This window comes from Rhodococcus sp. PSi06, assembly GCF_054960675.1.
In genome coordinates, this window is record NZ_JBHNYO010000002.1 from 229,307 (window position 1) to 247,400 (window position 18,094).

Sequence of the window (18,094 nt, forward strand, 5' to 3'; positions counted from 1 at the left end):
GCCGTGTCCAGTGTCAAAGTAGTTGTTTCACAGGTCGTGGACGAGACTCCGAGCATCCGCTCGCTGCGTCTGGTCCGCGACGGCGGTGGTGCCCTCGGCCCGTACCAGGCCGGTGCCCACATCGACGTGACCGGTCCGACGGGTGTGCTGCGACAGTACTCGCTGTGCGGTCCCCCGACCGAACCGGATTCGCTGCTCATCGCGGTCAAACGCGAACTAGACTCTCGCGGTGGGTCCGAAGCGTTGCACCGTATCCGAGAAGGCGACATTCTCGAGATCAGCGAACCACGGAACATTCTCTCGGTGGTGCCGGACGCCGATGAACATCTGTTGATCGCTGCCGGTATCGGCGTCACTCCCCTGCTGAGCATGGCCTATCACCTGTTCGACAGTGGCTCGAATTTCCAGCTTCACTACTTCTCGCACAGCCGAGAGCACACTGCGTTCCTCGCGTTGCTCGAGGACAGGGCAGAATTTCGCGACCGTGTCCACCTCCATATCGGAGTGACCCGCGAGCAACAGCGAACGGTGCTGGACGAGCTCGCCGGCTCGGCGAGCTCGGCAACGGCTGTGTACACCTGCGGCCCCGAGGGTTTCATGGATTCGGTCGCGTCGATCTTCACGCCGACCGTCGGTGCGAACAACGTTCACATCGAACATTTCGTGGCCACCGACATAGACACATCGGCTGACACCGCGTTCACCGTGGAAATGGATACTGGGGAGAGTTTCGAGATACCTGCCGACCGATCCATTCTCTCGGTGCTGGAGGAGAACGGCATCGAGGTCTTCAAGTCGTGCGAAGAAGGCATCTGCGGCTCGTGTGTGTCCGGTGTGTTGGAAGGCGAACCCGAACATCGAGACAACTGCCTTTCGGCTGCCGACAAGGCCGCGGGCAATCAGATGGCCCTCTGTGTCTCGCGAGCGAAGTCGAGCAAGTTGGTCATCGAACTGTTCTGATCTGCACCGGACCGCGCACTCCCTCGCCACCCGGCGAGGGAGTTTTTTTATCTACAAACGTTGACAATCAAGGTGACTGGGAGCACAGTGGATACTGTCGATCACACCGTGTCGCGCCGCTGGTCCGGTTTGTTTCGGTGCCGAACTCCATTGATACCCATCGATTGTCGTTCGACAGACGTGTTTCCGTCGAGAACGGATGCCTACGTCGACGTGGCTGTTTTTACCGACCAACACACCCAATCAGAAAGCTCAATCGACATGACTGCACCTACCTCCACCCCCGGCAACCCTCGCTCGGTCGACCGCAAGTCGGTCATCGTGGTCGGAGCCGGATTCGCCGGCCTGACCGCAACCCGAGAACTCGAGAATGCGGGATACGACGTCACCGTATTCGAGGCCCGTGACCGCATCGGCGGACGAGCGTGGACCAACTCGATACTGGGCGGCCACCAATTGGAGATGGGTGCCACGTGGGTGCACTGGATGCAGCCGTTCGTGTGGACCGAGATCACGCGCTACAACCAGAAGATCTACCCCAGCCCGGAAATCGAGAACGCCTACTGGGTCAGTGAGGGCACCGTCCATTCCGGCACCGAGCACGATCTCGACGTCGCACTCGCTGAAATTCAGGACAAGATCTTCGAGGGGTCTCGCGAGTTCTTCCCATATCCACACGAGCCGTTGAAGGTTCTCGACGATCCGAACACGTCGGACGAATTGCGCGAACGCTTTCTCGCAGCGGATCAGGGCAGCGTGCTCGACTGTCTTCGGAACGGCGACTTCACCAGAGAACAGATCGACCTCGCCGATTCGTACTGGTCCGCCGGTTACCAAGGATCGACGGCGACGGCATCGCCGCTGATGGCCAAGCACTGGGCGTCCCTGAGCGACCATCGAAGCTCACTCATGGACGAGCAGACACTTCGATTCAAACTCGTCGACGGAATGCGTGGGCTGTACGAAGCACTCGCGGCGGACATCCGCAGCGACATCACGCTGAACACCGCTGTGACACACATCGAGCACGGTGCCACGTCGTCCTCGGTGACCCTGGCCGACGGGACCGTCGTCTCGGCCGACGCCGTCGTCGTCACCGTCCCGATCGGCGCGCTGAAGAACATCACCTTCTCGCCGCCGCTCGGATCGGAACAGCAGACCCTCATCCGGGACGGCTCGAACTCCACCGGGTTCAAGATCTGGGTCAAGGTCGCCGGTCACCACTCCGTGATCGCAGGAGCTCCCGGTGAGCATCCGATCTCGTTGCTGCGCGCGGAGTACTTCCTCGAAGACGAGGACGCGACGATCCTCGTCGGCTTCGGATCGGACCATACTTCGATCGATATGGACGACACGGCGTCCGCGCAGAAGGCGCTCGACGTATGGGACACCGGCATGCAGGTTCTCGACTGTGGTGGTCACGATTGGGCCGCTGACGAATGGTCGGGACAAACCTGGGCGACGCTACGCTCCGGACAGTTCACGACAGGCTGGAAGTCTTTCCACGGCAGAGACACTCGGTTGCGGTTTGCAGGGGCGGACTTCGCCAGGGGATGGAACGGAGTCGTCGTCGACGGAGCGATCGAAACCGGAATCACCACTGCGCGTGCATTGATCGCCGATCTGAACCGCGTGTCAGCCACCACTGCCGGCTGACATCGTCGTGGGGGCGTCCAGGGAAGCGGCGCATCTCCACGTACCGGGCACCCGGAGGGTCACACCTTCTGGGTGACCCGGTGCCCGTCGAGAATGGCGTCGAGCAACGCCAATTGCGCCTTTCGAGACGTACCAGGGTGCCCGAGCACTGCTGTTACCTGTAGTCCGACGACCGTGGTCATGATCAGGCTTGCATAGACCTCGACGTCGATATCGATCAACGTGCCGTCCTCGACCGCCTCGGTGAGATGCGCGGCAATCCGTGCACTCCACCGACCGACGATGTCGTTGTTCGCCTTCTCCATGTTCCGGTCGGTCAGCGCACGCTGCCACAGAGAAATGGCGATCCGCGCTTCGAGTCGAGTCTCCTCGGTCAACGGCATGATCTCGACGCATACCTTGCGCAGCGCTTTCAATCCACGATGTGTTCGCACCGAGCGTTCGATTCGAGTATTCGTCTCCTCGAGCACCAACTCGAATGCCGCACGGAGTATTTCGTCCTTACCGGAAAAATACCGGCTCAGCGCTCCATTGGTGTACCCGGCCTCTGCGGCAAGATCTCGCATGTTGACGCCGTCGATTCCGCGCGCCGCGATGAGCCGCCATGCGGCGGCGACGATCGTGTGTCGACGTTCGTCGCGATCGACCACCTTCGGCATTGCGTCCTCGTCTCGGCTGCGGTTGGAAGCCAACCGTACCAAGACGAGGACCGTAGCCGGGACGAGCTACCGTTGGTCGCGCTCGTACACTGTGGTGCCGCCGACTACTGTGCGCAGCACCGCCATTGCAGGTATGTCGTGCGGATCGATCGTCTCGAGATTCCCCTCGATCACAGTGAGATCGGCAACCTTGCCCACCTCGATCGATCCCTTCCACTCCTCGGCGAAGTCCTGCCACGCCGCCTCGATCGTGTAGGTACGCAATGCCTGTTCCAACGAGATGGTCTGATCCGGGCCACTGACGGTCTGCGACGCCTTGCTTTCGCGAAGAATCATCGTCGACAGGCCCTGTCGCCAATTCGGCATCGTGACCGGAGCATCCGAACTGCTCATCAATCGAACACCGGAATCCACGGCGCTTCGGTACGGAAATTCGTACGCGGCGCGCTCGGTGCCGACGAAATCCGGTTCGAGGTCGGCGATCGTCCACTTGATGGTCGGGTTCATGTTGACCCCGATCCCCGCATCGGCCAACTTGTCCAGTGTCGTGCGAGAGATGAAGTCGCCGTGGATCAGGTAGTGCCTGGGATCGGGCCGCGGGTGGTCGCGCTGTGCTGCGATCAATGCCGACGCCACCGTGTCGATCGCTCGGTCACCGGTGACGTGAACTCCCACCTGGTAGCCCTCGATGTGCCCTCGTCGAATCATCTCGGTGACCTCCTCGACGCGACGCTCGTCGGTTTCGCCACCGACACAGAGTGATCCGCAGCCGCCACCCACGTACTCCTCGTGCATCCACGCCGTCTTGCTCAGCGGTATACCGTCGGCGAACACCTTCACACCGAGCACTCGGAACTTCCGTGGGTCCGGGCCTGTGGGAGCCTCGATGCTCGCCAAGTTTTCGGCGAACTCGGCTGCCGTGCCGCTCATTCCGCAGGGCAGGAGCAGTACCGACACCCTGATCCCGAGTTCGTCTGCGGCTGCGAGTTTCGCGTAGGTCGCAAGGCCACCGCTGCCCATGGCGCCGCCTGCAAGCGCTTCTCCGCCCGGGCCGAGCGCGGGGTCGGTGAAACTGGTGATTCCCTCGCGCTGCAGCGTGGCGATCGCGGATCGGGCCGCCTTGTCACGGCGGGCCTCGTCGAGAATCGGTAGCGCGGCCTGAACCAGAGACTGCGCGCCTTCCATGAAGATGCCCGTCAGCTTTCCCTGCGCATCACTGACCGCGCGGCCACCCTCGGGAACGACGGTGTTCTCGTCCACGCCGACCACGTGCAGCGCGGCCGAATTGACCCAGGAAGTGTGCCGTGAGAAATCCTGCAGAAACACTGGGTTGTGCGGGGACACTGCGTCGAGATCCCATCGGTTCGGGGATCGACTCGCATCATCGCGGCATTCGTTCAGATAGCCCTCGTCCCAACCTGTTCCGATGATCCACTCACCTTCCGACGCCGCGTCGGCTGCTTTTTTCACTGCTGCGACGACGTCCGCGATCGACTGCACCGTCGGATACGAGACGTCCAAAGACAGGGGTGGGGTATCGAGCCCGAAGGCAATTGCGTGCAGATGAGAATCGTTGATACCTGGCAGAACGGTGTTACCCGCGAGATCGATCACCGCGGTATCGGGCCCTACGTACGCGGCGACGTCGTCGTCGGTACCGACAGCGGTGATGACATCACCGGTGACCGCGATGGACGACGCGATGGTGAAATCGTCGTTCACGGTGAAGACACGGCCGTTGACGTAGACCGTATGAGCGTAATTCATGAAATTCCTTCGTGTCGTCGGCCGTCGATGATGACGACCGTTACGGAAATCAAGAAGTGCGAATCGATTCGGAGGAATTGCTCCGTCGGCGCGCCAGTCGAGCCGGTGCCGTCTCCGGCAGGATCCACAGGCAGACGAGCGAAATGGTGCACGCCGCAGCCAGGTAGTAGCCGATGTTGGTTGCATCTCCGGTCAGCGCGACGATGCGGTTCGCCACCAGCGGTGCTATTCCGCCACCGAGTACGGCACCGACATGGAAAGCGATGCCCATTCCGGTCTGTCGTTGCTCCTTGGGAAAGAGTTCGGTGAAGTACGTGTACATCGGGCCGAAGAGAAATCCGGTGGTGGTGAATCCGATCATCAATCCGATGACCACCGACGTGACGGTTCCCCACTGCGCCATGTGAAAGATGGTCAGTGCAGCGGCGATCGTGGCCAGAGCGCCGGCGATCATGACCGGCCGGCGTCCCACTCGATCGGAGACGAGCGCTGCAACGACGTTGGCGACACCGTGGAGCACCAACGCCGCGATGCTGCCCAACACGATGTCGGTTCGTGGAAGACCGAGTCCCTCGGGCGCGTCGGCGGTGGCGTAGGACAGCATGAAGATCGCGAGAACGAATGTCGTGGAGTTCAATCCGACGTTCACTCCGGCGGCGAGCAGAAGGCGACGCCAATTGCTCTTGACGACCGTCTTGAACGGCATCTGCGCTCGCACGGCTTCCTCGCCGCGTTCGGCGATCATCTTCTGGAACACCGGGCTCTCGTGCACGCCTTTGCGGACCCACAGCCCCATGACCAGCACCACCCCGCCCAGCAGGAACGGTAGGCGCCAGGCCCAGTCCTGAACGGTCTGTGCCGGCAGCAGCAGCACCAAGGCGAACGTGACGTTGGCCAGGATCGTGCCGACGGGTGAGCCGAGAGCGGTGAAGACTCCGTACCGTGCTCGCTGCTCGTCCGGTGCATGCTCGATCGCCAGCACGGCGGCACCGCCTGTTTCACCGCCTCGACTCAAACCGTGCACCAGCCTCAGAAGCACCAGACACACTGGAGCAGCGACACCGACCTGCGCATAGGTCGGCAGCAGCCCGATGATCAATGTCGCAGCGCCCATTCCGAGAAACGTCAACTGCAGCGCACGACGTCGGCCGTAGGTGTCGCCCACCCACCCGAACAACACTGCTCCAAGCGGAGCCATGAGAAAGCCGATACCGAATGTGGCCAGGCCCATGAATGTTCCGAACCATGCGTTTCCGGTCCGGAAGAAAGTATCGGTGAACACCAGAGCAGTCGCCGTACCGTAAATGGCGAAGTCGTAGAACTCGAGTGATGTACCGACACCACTTGCGAACGCGATGCGCATCAAACTCGAGCGCTCCGGAGGAGAATTCGTGTCGGTCGTAGAGGTGACGTCGTTCATGGGTCCCTATCCTGTATCGGTCGAGGATCGCCACGAATTGGGTTGTGCTCGCGGCGTTGTAGTGAACACTGTCGAACATGCGAGACAAATTTTCAGCGTGAGTTCGCTGATTCGAAGGTTCCTTTACACGTGCGATTCCAGATCCCTATTGACATTTCCACGTCGATACGTCAGGGCTTCAACAGCACCGATTCGCTCGGGTAGGCCTCGGCGAAATTCTTCGGCAGCGGCGCGACGAAGACGTTCTCGGTTCGAGTCCGCGAAATGAGCCAACGGCCGTCGACCTTGCGGAAGGCGTTGTTCAGTCGGCTCGAACGCAGCAGAGCGCGGCCGTCGGAAAAGAGCCAGGGCTGCATGTGTATCCACAGACCGTCGGCTTCGTCTCCACGCACGTGAATCTGTTCGGACGTGAGGTAGTGGGCGTTGAGCAGCAGTGCCGGGTCGGTCTTTTCGCCCCAGAAGCGATTGAAGTGCGCGCGAATGGCATCCTTGCCTTCGGCGCGACCGAACTGGCCGTCGTAGTACTCACCCACGCCTTCCCACACCGCATCCTCGGTGTACAGATCCAGCACGAGTTCGATCCGATGTGCGTCGTCGCGTACCCCGAATTCCGGGCAGGGGGTGTCGCACAGAAACATGTAGCGGGCTTGGATGCGTCGGATGTCCGCCTCGGACTCGAGCGCCTCGAGCCGGGCGGTGAGTTGGGCAATGGTTGCGTCGGTCATTCGATCTCCTCGGTAACACCACGTCACGGACTGGTTCGACTCGACGCTAGGTGCGGCCGGGACTGGGCGACATAGGCAAATCCTTCAGAGCTGTGGTGCTTTTCCGTCCCCACGTGAATTACTCGACCGTGCACGAGAACAACCGCGCACGAGAACGGCCGCCCTCGCAGATTTGCTGGCGAGGGCGGCCGTGGTAACGCGCTAGGGTCTCAGCTCGCGATCATGCCGTGCGGGTCGATGACGAATTTCTGCGCGACGCCGCTGTCGAACTCACGGTAGCCGCGAGGAGCGTCGTCGAGAGTGATGACAGTTGCGTTCACTGCCTTCGCAATCGACACTCGTTCTTTGAGAATGGCATTCATCAGTTCGCGGTGGTAGCTCATCACCGGACACTGCCCGGTGGCGAAGGAGAGCGACTTCGCCCACCCGGTGCCGAGGCTGAGCGAGAGAGCACCGCGCTGTGCGGCCTCGTCCACACCGCCCGGGTCGCCGGTGACGTAGAGCCCGGGGATCCCGATGCCACCGCCCGCGGTGGTGATGTCCATCAGCGAATTGAGCACCGTGGCCGGAGCCTCGTGAGACGAGTCTCCGCCGTGACCGCGAGCCTCGAATCCCACCGCGTCCACCGCAGCGTCGACCTCCGGGACTCCGAGAATCTGTTCGATCTGATCCTGCGGCGCACCCTTGCCCACGTCGACGGTCTCGCAGCCGAATGTTCGCGCCTGCGCCAGCCTGTCTGCGTTCATGTCACCGACGATCACCACCGATGCGCCCAGCAGTTGCGCACCGACGGCGGCGGCGAGACCGACCGGGCCCGCACCTGCGATGTACACCGTCGCACCGGGTTTCACTCCCGCGGTGACCGCTCCGTGAAATCCGGTCGGGAAGATGTCGGAGAGCATGGTCAAGTCCAGGATCTTCTCCATGGCTTGGTCACGATCGGGGAACTTGAGCAAATTGAAGTCCGCGTACGGTGCCATGACGTACTCGGCCTGGCCGCCCACCCAACCGCCCATGTCCACGTAACCGAACGCAGAACCGGGTCGATCGGGATTGACGTTGAGGCAGATGCCGGTCTTACGCTCCTTGCAGTTTCGGCATCGCCCGCACGCGATGTTGAACGGTACGGAGCAGATGTCTCCGACCTTCAGAAATTCGACGTCTCGGCCGACCTCGACGATTTCGCCGGTGATCTCGTGGCCCAGTACCAGCCCTTCCGGCGCCGTGGTGCGCCCACGCACCATGTGCTGGTCGCTTCCGCAGATGTTCGTCGAGACGACTTTGAGGATCACTCCGTGTTCGCATTTGCGGCCGACATTGGCCGGGTTCACTCCGGGGCCGTCGGTGAGTTCCAGGCCGGGAAAGGCGATGTCCTGAACCTCGACCTTGCCTGGTCCGGCGTACGTCACTGCTCTGTTGTCTGCCACGACTTCTCCTGTTCGACGGTATCCCGCTTCGATCGACAGGCCGAGTTTCGCTGCAACTCAACCGTTTCCGTGCCCGCTCGACGGTCGATGCACAGCGATGTGGCCTGCATCACACCATAGTATGCGCACGTGCGAATGCTGGGTGCGCCGCCCGCCGCACGTGGCAATCGGCCGACCGATTCCCCTGCCCGGCGCTATCGTCGACCGGTGCCTACCGACGACGATCACGACAGGACCATCACCATCGGACGCGCGCCCGGGGTGGAGGTGGAGGTACTCCCCTACGGCGCGACACTGCAACGAATGTCGGTGACAGGGGGCGACGGAAAGCGACGTGACGTACTGGTCGGAGTGGCCGGCGAGAGCGAACTGCGCGCATCCACGGCCTATTTCGGCTCCACGGTCGGCCGGTACGCGAACCGAATCGAGGATGGCCGGTTCGAGCTCGACGGGAAACCTGTGCAGCTGACCGTCAACGACGGCAACAACCACCTGCACGGCGGAACCGACGGCTTCGACTCACGGCGCTGGACCGTCGTCGACCACTCGCCGAACTCGGTCGAATTCGAGGTGATCAGCCCCGACGGCGATCAGGGCTACCCAGGCGAAGTCCGCACGCAGGCCCGGTTCTCCGTGACGAACGACAGTGTGCGGTTGGAGTTGACCGCGACGACCACCGCGGCGACGGTGGTCAATCTGACGTCGCACGCATACTTCGATCTCGACGGCCACGGCATCGACGAGCACACCCTGCAGGTGTTCGCATCCGCGTACACCCCGGTCGATGCCCAGGGAATCCCGACCGGTGACATCGACTCCGTCGCCGACACCTCCCTCGATCTGCGCACACCCGGACGCGTCGGAGACCTGGCCCGAGCCACCCATCCACAGTTGTTGACCGCCCGCGGTGTCGACCACAACTTCGTCGTCGACGGTTCGGGGTTCCGGCGTGCGGCGATTCTGAGTTCCGCGAGCAGCCGAACGGCCCTGGAACTGTGGACCGATCAGCCAGGGGTCCAGGTGTACACCGGCAACTTCCTGGACGGCAGCGATGTATCTCGGCGTGGCGCGATGCTGCGTCAGGGTGACGGCATTGCGCTGGAACCTCAGCTGTTCCCCGATTCGCCCAATCACCCGAACTTTCCCTCCGCAGTACTACGACCGGGCCAGACGTACCGGTCCGTGATCGAGTGGAGGTTCTCTGCACTCCAGAATTGAGTGAGCGTTCACAATTCGTCGAGGAATTCTTGGTTCACGTCTTGACTCCACTGGATGTTAACGCTCACACTGTGTTGCACACGTCACACCGGAGTGGCGACATTGAGGAGATCACCATGGCGTCGAAGACAATTTTTGCGGCGAGCGCGCTCATCCTGAGTGGTGCGATCGTCCTGAGCGCGTGCAGTAGCGGAGGCGGCGGCGACGCATCCGGCGGCGGTGACGGTGCAACGGTTCTGGGCTTTTCCCAGGTCGGTGCCGAGAGCGGCTGGCGCACGGCCAACACCACCTCCATCCAGGACGCAGCCAGTGCAGCCGGCGTGGACTTGAAGTTCTCCGACGCGCAGCAGAAGCAAGAGAACCAGATCAAGGCGATCCGCACCTACATCCAGCAGAAGGTCGACGTCATCGCGTTCAGCCCCGTCGTCGAGACAGGATGGGAGCCGGTTCTGCAGGAAGCCAAGCGCGCGAACATCCCGGTGATCCTCACCGACCGCTCCGTCGACACCACCGACGATTCGCTGTACGCCACGTTCCTCGGCTCCGACTTCGTGGAGGAAGGCAAGAAGGCGGGCGATTGGCTGGTGCAGAACAGCGCCACCGCGGACACCACCGGCGACGGCAAGATCAACGTGGTCGAACTGCAGGGAACCACCGGTGCCGCACCAGCCATCGACCGGGCCGAAGGATTCCGCGACGCCATCGGCGGCCAATCCAACATCGCGATCACCGCGTCACAGACCGGCGATTTCACCCGTGACGGCGGCAAGCAGGTGATGGAGTCGTTCCTCAACTCCAATCGGGGCCAGATCGACGTGGTCTTCGCACAGAACGACGACATGGGCCTGGGCGCAATCCAAGCCATCGAGGCCGCCGGACTGGTCCCCGGAAAAGACATCAAGATCATCACCGTCGACGCCGTCAAGGACGGAATGCAAGCTCTCGCGGACAAGAAGATCGACTTCATCGTCGAGTGCAACCCCCTTCTCGGACCGCAGCTGATGGAGCTGACGGACAAGGTCGTCAAGGGCGAGGACGTTCCCAAGAGGGTCGTCACCGAGGAGACCACCTTCACGCCCGATCAGGCGGCAGCAGTACTCGCCGACCGTCAGTACTGAGAGTCGACCGATGAATGCCGACGCCGTTGTCACCACGGATCCGAATTCCACTGCGCAGCAGGACTCTTCTGCGGTGCCGGTTCCGCTGGTGGAGATGAAGGACATCTCCATCACCTTCGGAGCCGTCCGAGCCCTCGACGGGGTGTCGTTGCGACTCTTCCCCGGCGAGGTGCATTCTCTGATGGGTGAGAACGGCGCCGGCAAGTCGACGTTGATCAAGGCACTGACCGGGGTCTACTCGATAGACAGCGGCACCGTCACGATCGACGGCACAGTGCACGAGTTCGCCACCCCGGGCGCGGCCCAGGCTGCAGGGATCAGCACCGTCTACCAGGAAGTCAACCTCCTTCCGAATCTGACGGTCGCAGAGAACATGCTCCTGGGCCGCGAGCCCCGACGCCTTCCCGGAAAACTGTTGGGTGCCATCGGCGGCATCGACACCCGAGCGATGAACCGCCGTGCCCGGACGACTCTCGACCGGTTGGGGCTCGACATCGAGCCGTCGTCGGTGCTCGGCGATCATCCGATCGCCGTCCAGCAGCTCGTCGCCATTGCTCGCGCAGTCGATGTCGACGCCCGCGTTCTCATACTGGACGAGCCGACCTCGAGTCTGGACAAGGACGAGGTCGAGACCCTGTATTCCGTCATCGAACGGCTGCGGGAAGACGGAACCTCGATAGTGTTCGTGTCGCACTTCCTCGACCAGATCTACCGTATCTCCGACCGAATGACGATCCTGCGCAACGGAAAGCTCGTCTCCGAGCGTCTGGTCGCCGACACTCCGCAGTTCGAGTTGGTCGAGTTGATGATCGGGCGCGAGCTGGACACCTTGCGCGAACTCGACAGCCGCGAGCCGGTGATCGTCCCCGCAGAACGAACGCCCGTCGTGGAAGTACTCGGGATCGGCCGCAAGGGCGCACTCGAAGCAACCGATCTGCGTCTGCATGCGGGACAGGTCGTCGGCATCGCAGGTCTGCTCGGGTCCGGCCGTACCGAGCTCGCGCGACTGCTCGGTGGAGCCGATCGATCGGACTCCGGATCGATCGAGGTGCATTCGACCAAGCGCAGCATTCGCAGTCCGCGCCAGGCCGCCGATCAGCGCATCGCCCTGACCAGCGAAGATCGCAAGGCCGACGGTGTCGTGGCCGATCTGACGGTGGCCGACAACATGCTGCTCGCGCTGCAGGCCAAGCGCGGATGGCTTCGTCCCATCCCGCGTTCCACCCGCACCAAGCTGGTGGAGAAGTACATTACCGCTCTCGACATCAGGCCCGCCGATCCGAACGCGTTGATGCGCAACCTGTCCGGCGGCAATCAACAGAAGGTGCTCCTGGCCCGCTGGCTCATCACCGAACCCGAACTGCTGATTCTGGACGAACCCACACGCGGCATCGACATCGGCGCGAAAGCCCAGATCCAAACTCTGGTGGCCGATCTGGCCGAACGCGGGATGTCCGTCGTGTTCATCTCCGCCGAACTCGAAGAGATCCTGCGCCTCAGTGACCGCATCGTGGTCATGCGAGATCACCGCAAGATCGACGAACGTATCAACGACGGTGTGTCGGTCGGTGACGTGCTCGCCACCATCGCAGCCGGGGTTCGCACCGACGAGCCCGTCGCAGCCACCACATCGACCACCGACAGGAATGTCGCATCATGACCCGCACCCTGGAACCGTCGGCCACCGCGCCGGCACGCGTACGCGCCGCGTTCTCCCAGCCCGTCCTTTGGCCGCTGCTGGCGTTGATCGCCCTGATCGTGGTCAATGTCGTTGTCACACCGGACTTCCTCGACATCAGGATCGAGAACGGTGGCCTGTTCGGAAACGTCGTCGATATCGCACGCAACGCCGCCCCGCTCATTCTGGTGGCCGTGGGCATGACACTGGTGGTGGCAACCCGCGGCATCGACCTCTCGGTCGGCGCGGTCGCGGTGATCGCTGCTGCCGTTGCGTGCACTCGGATAGTCGCGGCACCGGACGAGGGTGCCACGACGACCATGATCATGGCCGTCGTGTGGGCGCTGGCAGCGTGCCTGCTGCTCGGTCTGTGGAACGGACTTCTGGTCTCGGTCTTCGGCATTCAACCCATCATCGCGACGCTGATTCTGATGGTCGCGGGCCGCGGCCTCGCCATGTTGATCACCGACGGGAACATCACGACCGTCAACAACCCGGCTTTCAGCAAGCTCGCGTCGGGCACGCTCCTCGGATTGCCACTGGCACTGATCATCGCACTCGTGGTGGTCGCGGCGACCGCACTGCTGACTCGGCGGACTGCACTGGGAATGCTCGTCGAGTCCGTCGGAATCAACCCGGAGGCAAGCAGATTGGCTGGGGTCCAGTCGCGCACGATCGTCTGGACGGTCTACGTGTTCGCCGCAGTGTGCTCGGGAATGGCCGGTCTGATCATCGCGGCGAACACCAACTCGGTCAATGCCAACAGTCTGGGCCAGTGGATCGAACTCGACGCCATCCTCGCGGTCGTCATCGGCGGCACCGCCCTGACGGGTGGTCGATTCTCGATCGCCGGCACGGTCGTGGGTGCCTTGCTCATCGGCACTCTCACCCGCACCATCACCAACGTCGGTATCCCGTCCGAAGCCAACTACCTGTTCAAAGCGGTCGTCATCATCGTGGTCTGCCTGTTGCAGTCACCGCGAGCCCGCGCATCCCTGCGGACGTGGTTCCGCACCGACTCCTCCAAGGCGGTACGACCGTGAGCGACCTTTTGACAGCTCCCCCCACGACGACCGCTGCCGGCCCCGCGCCCTCGACCTGGGACCGCGTGAAGCGATACTCACCACCGACTCGTTTTCTCCCTGTCATCGCAACGTTCGCTCTGTTCGTCGGCCTGTTCGGACTCGGAGAGTTTCGCTACAGCGGCTTCGCCGATCCTCAGGTGTTCCTCTCGCTGTTGATCGACAACTCGTTCCTCATCGTCCTGGCGGTGGGAATGACCTTCGTCATCCTCACCGGCGGAATCGATCTCTCCGTCGGATCCGTGGTCGCACTGTCGACCATGATCGCTGCGCGCACACTGCAATTGGGCTGGCCACCACTGCTGGTCATGGCCGTCGTGTTGCTGTGTGGTGCGGTGCTCGGCACCGTCATGGGTGCGCTGATCCACTATCTACAGATCCAACCGTTCGTCGCCACGCTCGCTGGGATGTTTCTCGCCCGAGGTCTGTGCTACATGATCGGTGTCGAATCGATTCCGATCACCGACGACACGTTCTCCTCCATCGCCTTCGCGGTCATCGAACTACCCGGCGGCTACACCATCACCTGGAGCGTGGTGATAGCACTGGTCACCGTGGCGATCGCTGCATACGTGTTGGCCTGCACGCGTTTCGGACGTTCGGTCTACGGCATCGGCGGCAACGAAGCCTCCGCGCTTCTCATGGGACTCAAAGTGGCGGCTGTCAAGGTAGGCGTCTACACGATCAGCGGATTCTGCGCGGCGCTCGCCGGCCTGTTGTTCTCCTTCTACGCACTGTCGGGGTACAGCCTCAACGCCGTCGGCATGGAGCTCGACGCCATCGCGGCGGTGGTGATCGGCGGAACGCTGCTCACCGGTGGCCGCGGGTACGTCCTCGGCTCATTGGTGGGAGTCCTGATCCTCGGTGCCATACAGACGTTCATCGCATTCGACGGAACCCTGAGCTCGTGGTGGACGCGTATCACGATCGGAGTGCTGCTGCTGGTGTTCGTTCTGGCCCAGCGATTGCTGACGGCGAGAAAAAGGTGACCGACACAGGGTTGGACGGCAAGGCACCCGTCATGACCGATGTTGCCCGACTGGCCGGGGTATCGCATCAGACTGTCTCCCGGGTCATCAACGGTCAGAACAACTTACGTCCCGAAACCCGCGACCGAGTCCAGAACGCCATCGACGAACTCGGGTATCGTCCGAATCGTGCAGCCAGGGCACTGGTCACCAAGCGCTCCGCCTCGATCGGTATCATCGGCTCCAAAGGCGGTTTCTGGGGGCCGAGCACCACACATCGCACCGTACAGAGCGCGGCACGGGACGCCGGATTCTCCGTCAGCGCAGTCAGTCTCGCGACCCTGACCCACGACGAACTCGTGGGCGCATTGCATCACCTGCACGACCAAGGCGTCGAGGGCATCGTCTTGATCGCCGCCACCGACGACGCTGTGGCCGCGGCCCGATCCGAGGAGTCCGTCGTTCCCGTCGTGGTCGTCGAAGGCGACCCCGCCACCTCGACCTGGACCGTGGGCATCGATCAGATCGGCGGCGCTCGGTTGGCCACCCGACACCTGGTCGAGGCAGGCCACGAACGCATCGTGCATCTGTCCGGTCCGCAGGGATGGACAGAATCGCGCGCGCGTGAACAAGGGTGGCAGGACGCGCTCGACGAGGCCGGATTGCCGTGGACACCGGTCCTGCGTGGCGATTGGTCCGCACGCAGCGGCTACGAGAACGGGCTCCGCCTCGCCGAAGACCACACCGTCACCGCCGCATTCTGCGCCAACGACCAGATGGCCCTCGGCCTCCTGCGCGCGTTCCACGAGAGCGGCCGCCGCGTGCCGGAGGACTTCGCCGTCGTAGGATTCGACGACATACCCGAAGCCGCATTCCTGATCCCACCACTGACGACGATCCGCCAGGACTTCACCGAAGTGGGCAGACGCGCAATCGACGTCCTGCGCGCGGCACTGGGCAACGGTGCCGCGCCCGAGGCGTCCATCGAACCCGAACTCGTCGTCCGATCGTCGAGCACCACTGCACCGAAACCGACCGCAACCGTTGCACTGCAACAAGGAGAATCGCATGTCCAATGACCGATACACGGTAGGAGTGGACTACGGCACCCTCTCCGGCCGTGCCGTCGTAGTCCGCGTGTCCGACGGTGCCGAAATAGCATCTGCCGTACACGAATACCGCCACGCTGTGCTCGAGGAAACCTTGCCCGGGGGTACCGTTCCGCTGCCCGACGCCTGGGCACTGCAGGTACCCGACGACTATCGCGACGTCCTACGACGTGCGGTACCTGCAGCCATGGCCGCCGCCGGTATCGCGCCGGAGCAAGTGGTGGGCATCGGTACCGACTTCACCGCGTGCACGATGGTGCCGACCTACGCGGACGGCACTCCGCTCAGCGAAGACCCTCGCTTCGTCGACCGACCCCACGCCTACGTCAAACTGTGGAAGCACCATGCGGCGCAGGCACAGGCCGACCGGATCAACGAACTGGCCGCCCGTCGCGGCGAGAGCTGGCTCCCCCGCTACGGCGGCTTGATCTCCTCGGAATGGGAATTCGCCAAAGCGCTGCAGATTCACGAGGAAGACGCCGAGATCTACGACGCCATGGACCGGTGGGTCGAGGCAGCCGACTGGATCGTCTGGCAGCTGTGCGGCAACTACGTGCGTAATGCGTGCACCGCCGGCTACAAGGGCATCTACCAGGACGGAAAGTATCCCTCCGTCGACTTCCTCACCGAACTCGCCCCCGGCTTCGCTGGATTCGTCGCCGACAAACTCGATCAGCCGCTGGGCGACTTGGGTTCGCGAGCAGGCACATTGACCGCCGAGGCAGCGCAGTGGACGGGTCTGCCCGAGGGCATCGCCGTCGCGGTCGGCAATGTGGACGCACACGTCACGGCACCGGCAGCGGGTGCAGTCGAGTCGGGTCGCATGGTTGCCATCATGGGAACCTCCACCTGCCACGTCATGAGTTCGACCGTGTTGAACGACGTTCCCGGCATGTGCGGCGTCGTCGACGGCGGCATCGTCGCGGGATCGTACGGGTACGAAGCCGGCCAGAGTGGCGTCGGCGACATCTTCGGATGGTTCACTCGCACCGGCGTTCCCGCGTCCTACTCCGAGGCGGCCACCGCAGCGGGCGAGTCGGTGCACGAATACCTGACGAGGCTCGCGTCTGCACAGGATGTGGGCGAACACGGCCTGGTTGCGCTCGACTGGCACAGCGGAAATCGGTCCATTCTGGTCGATCACGAACTGTCCGGCCTGGTCATCGGATCGACGCTCGCCACGCGGCCCGAGGACACTTACCGCGCCTTGTTGGAAGCAACTGCGTTCGGCACGCGCGTCATCGTCGAGACATTCCGCGACAGCGGTGTTCCCGTCGAAGAATTCGTGGTGGCGGGAGGGTTGGCCCGCAACCCTCTGCTGATGCAGATCTACGCGGACGTACTGCGAATGCCGTTGTCCGTCATCGCTTCCGAGCAGGGTCCCGCATTGGGTTCTGCCATCCACGCCGCCGTAGCCGCCGGCTGTTATTCCGACGTGCCGGTGGCGTCGAAGTCGATGGGCAAGGTTCGCCGCGGTGCATTCGTGCCGGACGAATCCCGCTCGAAGGCATACGACTCGCTGTACGAAATATATCTGGAACTGCACGACCGCTTCGGTCGGGACGTACCCACCATGCGCCGGCTGCGATCGTTGCGACGCGCCGCACTGACGAGAAAGCTGGCAGCGAAATGACGGTTGTCGACGACGTTCGTGAGGTCGTCGAGGAGATCCGCAGGGACGTCTGCGCACTCCATGCGGAATTGGTGCGCTACGGACTGGTCGTCTGGACGGCCGGCAACGTGTCCGCCCGCGTTCCCGGACGGGACCTGATGGTCATCAAGCCGAGCGGCGTCTCCTACGACGACCTGACACCGGGCAACATGGTGGTGTGCGATCTGCACGGCCGAGTGGTCGAAGGTGACCATGCCCCGTCCTCGGACACCGAGGCGCAGGCATACGTCTACCGGCACCTCGACCACATCAACGGTGTGGTGCACACACATTCGCCCTACGCGGTCGCGTGGGCCGCCCGCGGTGAACCCATTCCGGTCGTGACGACGATGTGCGCAGACGAATTCGGCGGCGACATTCCGGTGGGTCCGTTCGCCGTGATCGGCGACGACTCGATCGGACGCGGCATCGTCGACACCCTGGCCGGGAGCCGGTCTCCCGCCGTCCTGATGCAGAACCACGGAGTGTTCGCCGTGGGACCCAACGCACGATCTGCCGTGAAGGCGGCGGTGATGTGCGAGGACGTCGCGCGATCGGTCCACCTGTCTTATCAACTGGGACAACCACTTCGCATTCCGAGCTCGTCGGTCGACGCACTGTACGACCGATACCAGAACGTTTACGGCCAGCGCTGA

At 63.0% G+C, this 18,094-nt stretch carries 15 protein-coding genes; 10 read left to right on the forward strand and 5 right to left on the reverse strand.

Annotated elements, in window-relative coordinates:
• Positions 1 to 3 precede the first annotated feature (3 nt).
• Both ACFI9K_RS03510 and ACFI9K_RS03515 read left to right on the forward strand, forming a co-directional pair.
• The gene (locus tag ACFI9K_RS03510) at positions 4 to 960 is read left to right on the forward strand and encodes a PDR/VanB family oxidoreductase (protein ID WP_462662255.1); all 957 of its coding nucleotides are present in this window, start codon (positions 4 to 6) and stop codon (positions 958 to 960) included.
• Between the two features lie 261 nt (positions 961 to 1,221).
• Positions 1,222 to 2,616: a flavin monoamine oxidase family protein gene (locus ACFI9K_RS03515; protein ID WP_462662256.1), complete on the forward strand. Its 1,395-nt coding sequence runs from the start codon at positions 1,222 to 1,224 to the stop codon at positions 2,614 to 2,616.
• Between the two features lie 59 nt (positions 2,617 to 2,675).
• On the opposite strand, the gene ACFI9K_RS03520 is transcribed toward ACFI9K_RS03515, so the two are convergent.
• The 5 genes from ACFI9K_RS03520 to fdhA all read right to left on the reverse strand — a co-directional run bounded on the left by ACFI9K_RS03520 (position 2,676) and on the right by fdhA (position 8,614).
• Positions 2,676 to 3,275: a TetR/AcrR family transcriptional regulator gene (locus ACFI9K_RS03520; protein ID WP_462662257.1), complete on the reverse strand. Its 600-nt coding sequence runs from the start codon at positions 3,273 to 3,275 to the stop codon at positions 2,676 to 2,678.
• Between the two features lie 66 nt (positions 3,276 to 3,341).
• A complete protein-coding gene (locus ACFI9K_RS03525; RefSeq protein WP_462662258.1) occupies positions 3,342 to 5,042 on the reverse strand; it encodes an amidohydrolase in 1,701 nt (566 codons plus the stop codon).
• A 49-nt stretch (positions 5,043 to 5,091) separates the two neighbouring features.
• A complete protein-coding gene (locus ACFI9K_RS03530; RefSeq protein WP_462662259.1) occupies positions 5,092 to 6,462 on the reverse strand; it encodes an MFS transporter in 1,371 nt (456 codons plus the stop codon).
• 170 nt (positions 6,463 to 6,632) lie between these two features.
• Positions 6,633 to 7,187 carry a nuclear transport factor 2 family protein gene (locus tag ACFI9K_RS03535; protein WP_462662260.1) on the reverse strand — a complete coding sequence of 185 codons (555 nt, stop codon included), beginning with the start codon at positions 7,185 to 7,187 and terminating at the stop codon, positions 6,633 to 6,635.
• 209 nt (positions 7,188 to 7,396) lie between these two features.
• Entirely contained in the window at positions 7,397 to 8,614 is a 1,218-nt protein-coding gene (fdhA, locus tag ACFI9K_RS03540; protein ID WP_462662261.1) for a formaldehyde dehydrogenase, glutathione-independent, read from the reverse strand.
• Between the two features lie 207 nt (positions 8,615 to 8,821).
• On the opposite strand from fdhA, the gene ACFI9K_RS03545 reads away from it, so the two are divergent.
• The 8 genes from ACFI9K_RS03545 (at position 8,822) to ACFI9K_RS03580 (ending at position 18,094) form a co-directional block, all read left to right on the forward strand.
• Positions 8,822 to 9,832 carry an aldose epimerase family protein gene (locus ACFI9K_RS03545; RefSeq protein ID WP_462662262.1) on the forward strand — a complete coding sequence of 337 codons (1,011 nt, stop codon included), beginning with the start codon at positions 8,822 to 8,824 and terminating at the stop codon, positions 9,830 to 9,832.
• A 116-nt stretch (positions 9,833 to 9,948) separates the two neighbouring features.
• A complete protein-coding gene (locus tag ACFI9K_RS03550; protein WP_283317087.1) occupies positions 9,949 to 10,950 on the forward strand; it encodes an ABC transporter substrate-binding protein in 1,002 nt (333 codons plus the stop codon).
• Between the two features lie 10 nt (positions 10,951 to 10,960).
• Positions 10,961 to 12,610: a sugar ABC transporter ATP-binding protein gene (locus ACFI9K_RS03555; protein ID WP_462662263.1), complete on the forward strand. Its 1,650-nt coding sequence runs from the start codon at positions 10,961 to 10,963 to the stop codon at positions 12,608 to 12,610.
• A complete protein-coding gene (locus tag ACFI9K_RS03560) occupies positions 12,607 to 13,671 on the forward strand; it encodes an ABC transporter permease (RefSeq protein ID WP_462662264.1) in 1,065 nt (354 codons plus the stop codon). The genes ACFI9K_RS03555 and ACFI9K_RS03560 overlap by 4 nt, the downstream gene beginning before the upstream one ends.
• Entirely contained in the window at positions 13,668 to 14,699 is a 1,032-nt protein-coding gene (gene yjfF / locus ACFI9K_RS03565; protein WP_462662265.1) for a galactofuranose ABC transporter, permease protein YjfF, read from the forward strand. Before ACFI9K_RS03560 ends, yjfF begins: the two co-directional genes overlap by 4 nt.
• Positions 14,696 to 15,757, forward strand: coding sequence for a LacI family DNA-binding transcriptional regulator (locus ACFI9K_RS03570; RefSeq protein ID WP_462662266.1), 1,062 nt, complete (start codon positions 14,696 to 14,698; stop codon positions 15,755 to 15,757). Before yjfF ends, ACFI9K_RS03570 begins: the two co-directional genes overlap by 4 nt.
• Complete coding sequence (gene araB, locus ACFI9K_RS03575) at positions 15,747 to 17,420, forward strand: ribulokinase (RefSeq protein WP_462662267.1); 1,674 nt, start codon at positions 15,747 to 15,749, stop codon at positions 17,418 to 17,420. The genes ACFI9K_RS03570 and araB overlap by 11 nt, the downstream gene beginning before the upstream one ends.
• Positions 17,417 to 18,094 (forward strand): L-ribulose-5-phosphate 4-epimerase, encoded by a 678-nt coding sequence (locus ACFI9K_RS03580; protein ID WP_222092685.1) that lies wholly within the window; start codon positions 17,417 to 17,419, stop codon positions 18,092 to 18,094. The genes araB and ACFI9K_RS03580 overlap by 4 nt, the downstream gene beginning before the upstream one ends.

Coding starts and splice junctions, on each gene's coding strand:
- ACFI9K_RS03525 (WP_462662258.1), bottom strand. CDS start 5,042: ATGAATTACGCTCATACGGTCTACGTCAACGGCCGTGTCTTCACCGTG.
- ACFI9K_RS03530 (WP_462662259.1), bottom strand. CDS start 6,462: ATGAACGACGTCACCTCTACGACCGACACGAATTCTCCTCCGGAGCGC.
- ACFI9K_RS03560 (WP_462662264.1), top strand. CDS start 12,607: ATGACCCGCACCCTGGAACCGTCGGCCACCGCGCCGGCACGCGTACGC.
- ACFI9K_RS03555 (WP_462662263.1), top strand. CDS start 10,961: ATGAATGCCGACGCCGTTGTCACCACGGATCCGAATTCCACTGCGCAG.
- ACFI9K_RS03580 (WP_222092685.1), top strand. CDS start 17,417: ATGACGGTTGTCGACGACGTTCGTGAGGTCGTCGAGGAGATCCGCAGG.
- ACFI9K_RS03520 (WP_462662257.1), bottom strand. CDS start 3,275: ATGCCGAAGGTGGTCGATCGCGACGAACGTCGACACACGATCGTCGCC.
- ACFI9K_RS03550 (WP_283317087.1), top strand. CDS start 9,949: ATGGCGTCGAAGACAATTTTTGCGGCGAGCGCGCTCATCCTGAGTGGT.
- ACFI9K_RS03535 (WP_462662260.1), bottom strand. CDS start 7,187: ATGACCGACGCAACCATTGCCCAACTCACCGCCCGGCTCGAGGCGCTC.
- araB (WP_462662267.1), top strand. CDS start 15,747: ATGTCCAATGACCGATACACGGTAGGAGTGGACTACGGCACCCTCTCC.
- ACFI9K_RS03515 (WP_462662256.1), top strand. CDS start 1,222: ATGACTGCACCTACCTCCACCCCCGGCAACCCTCGCTCGGTCGACCGC.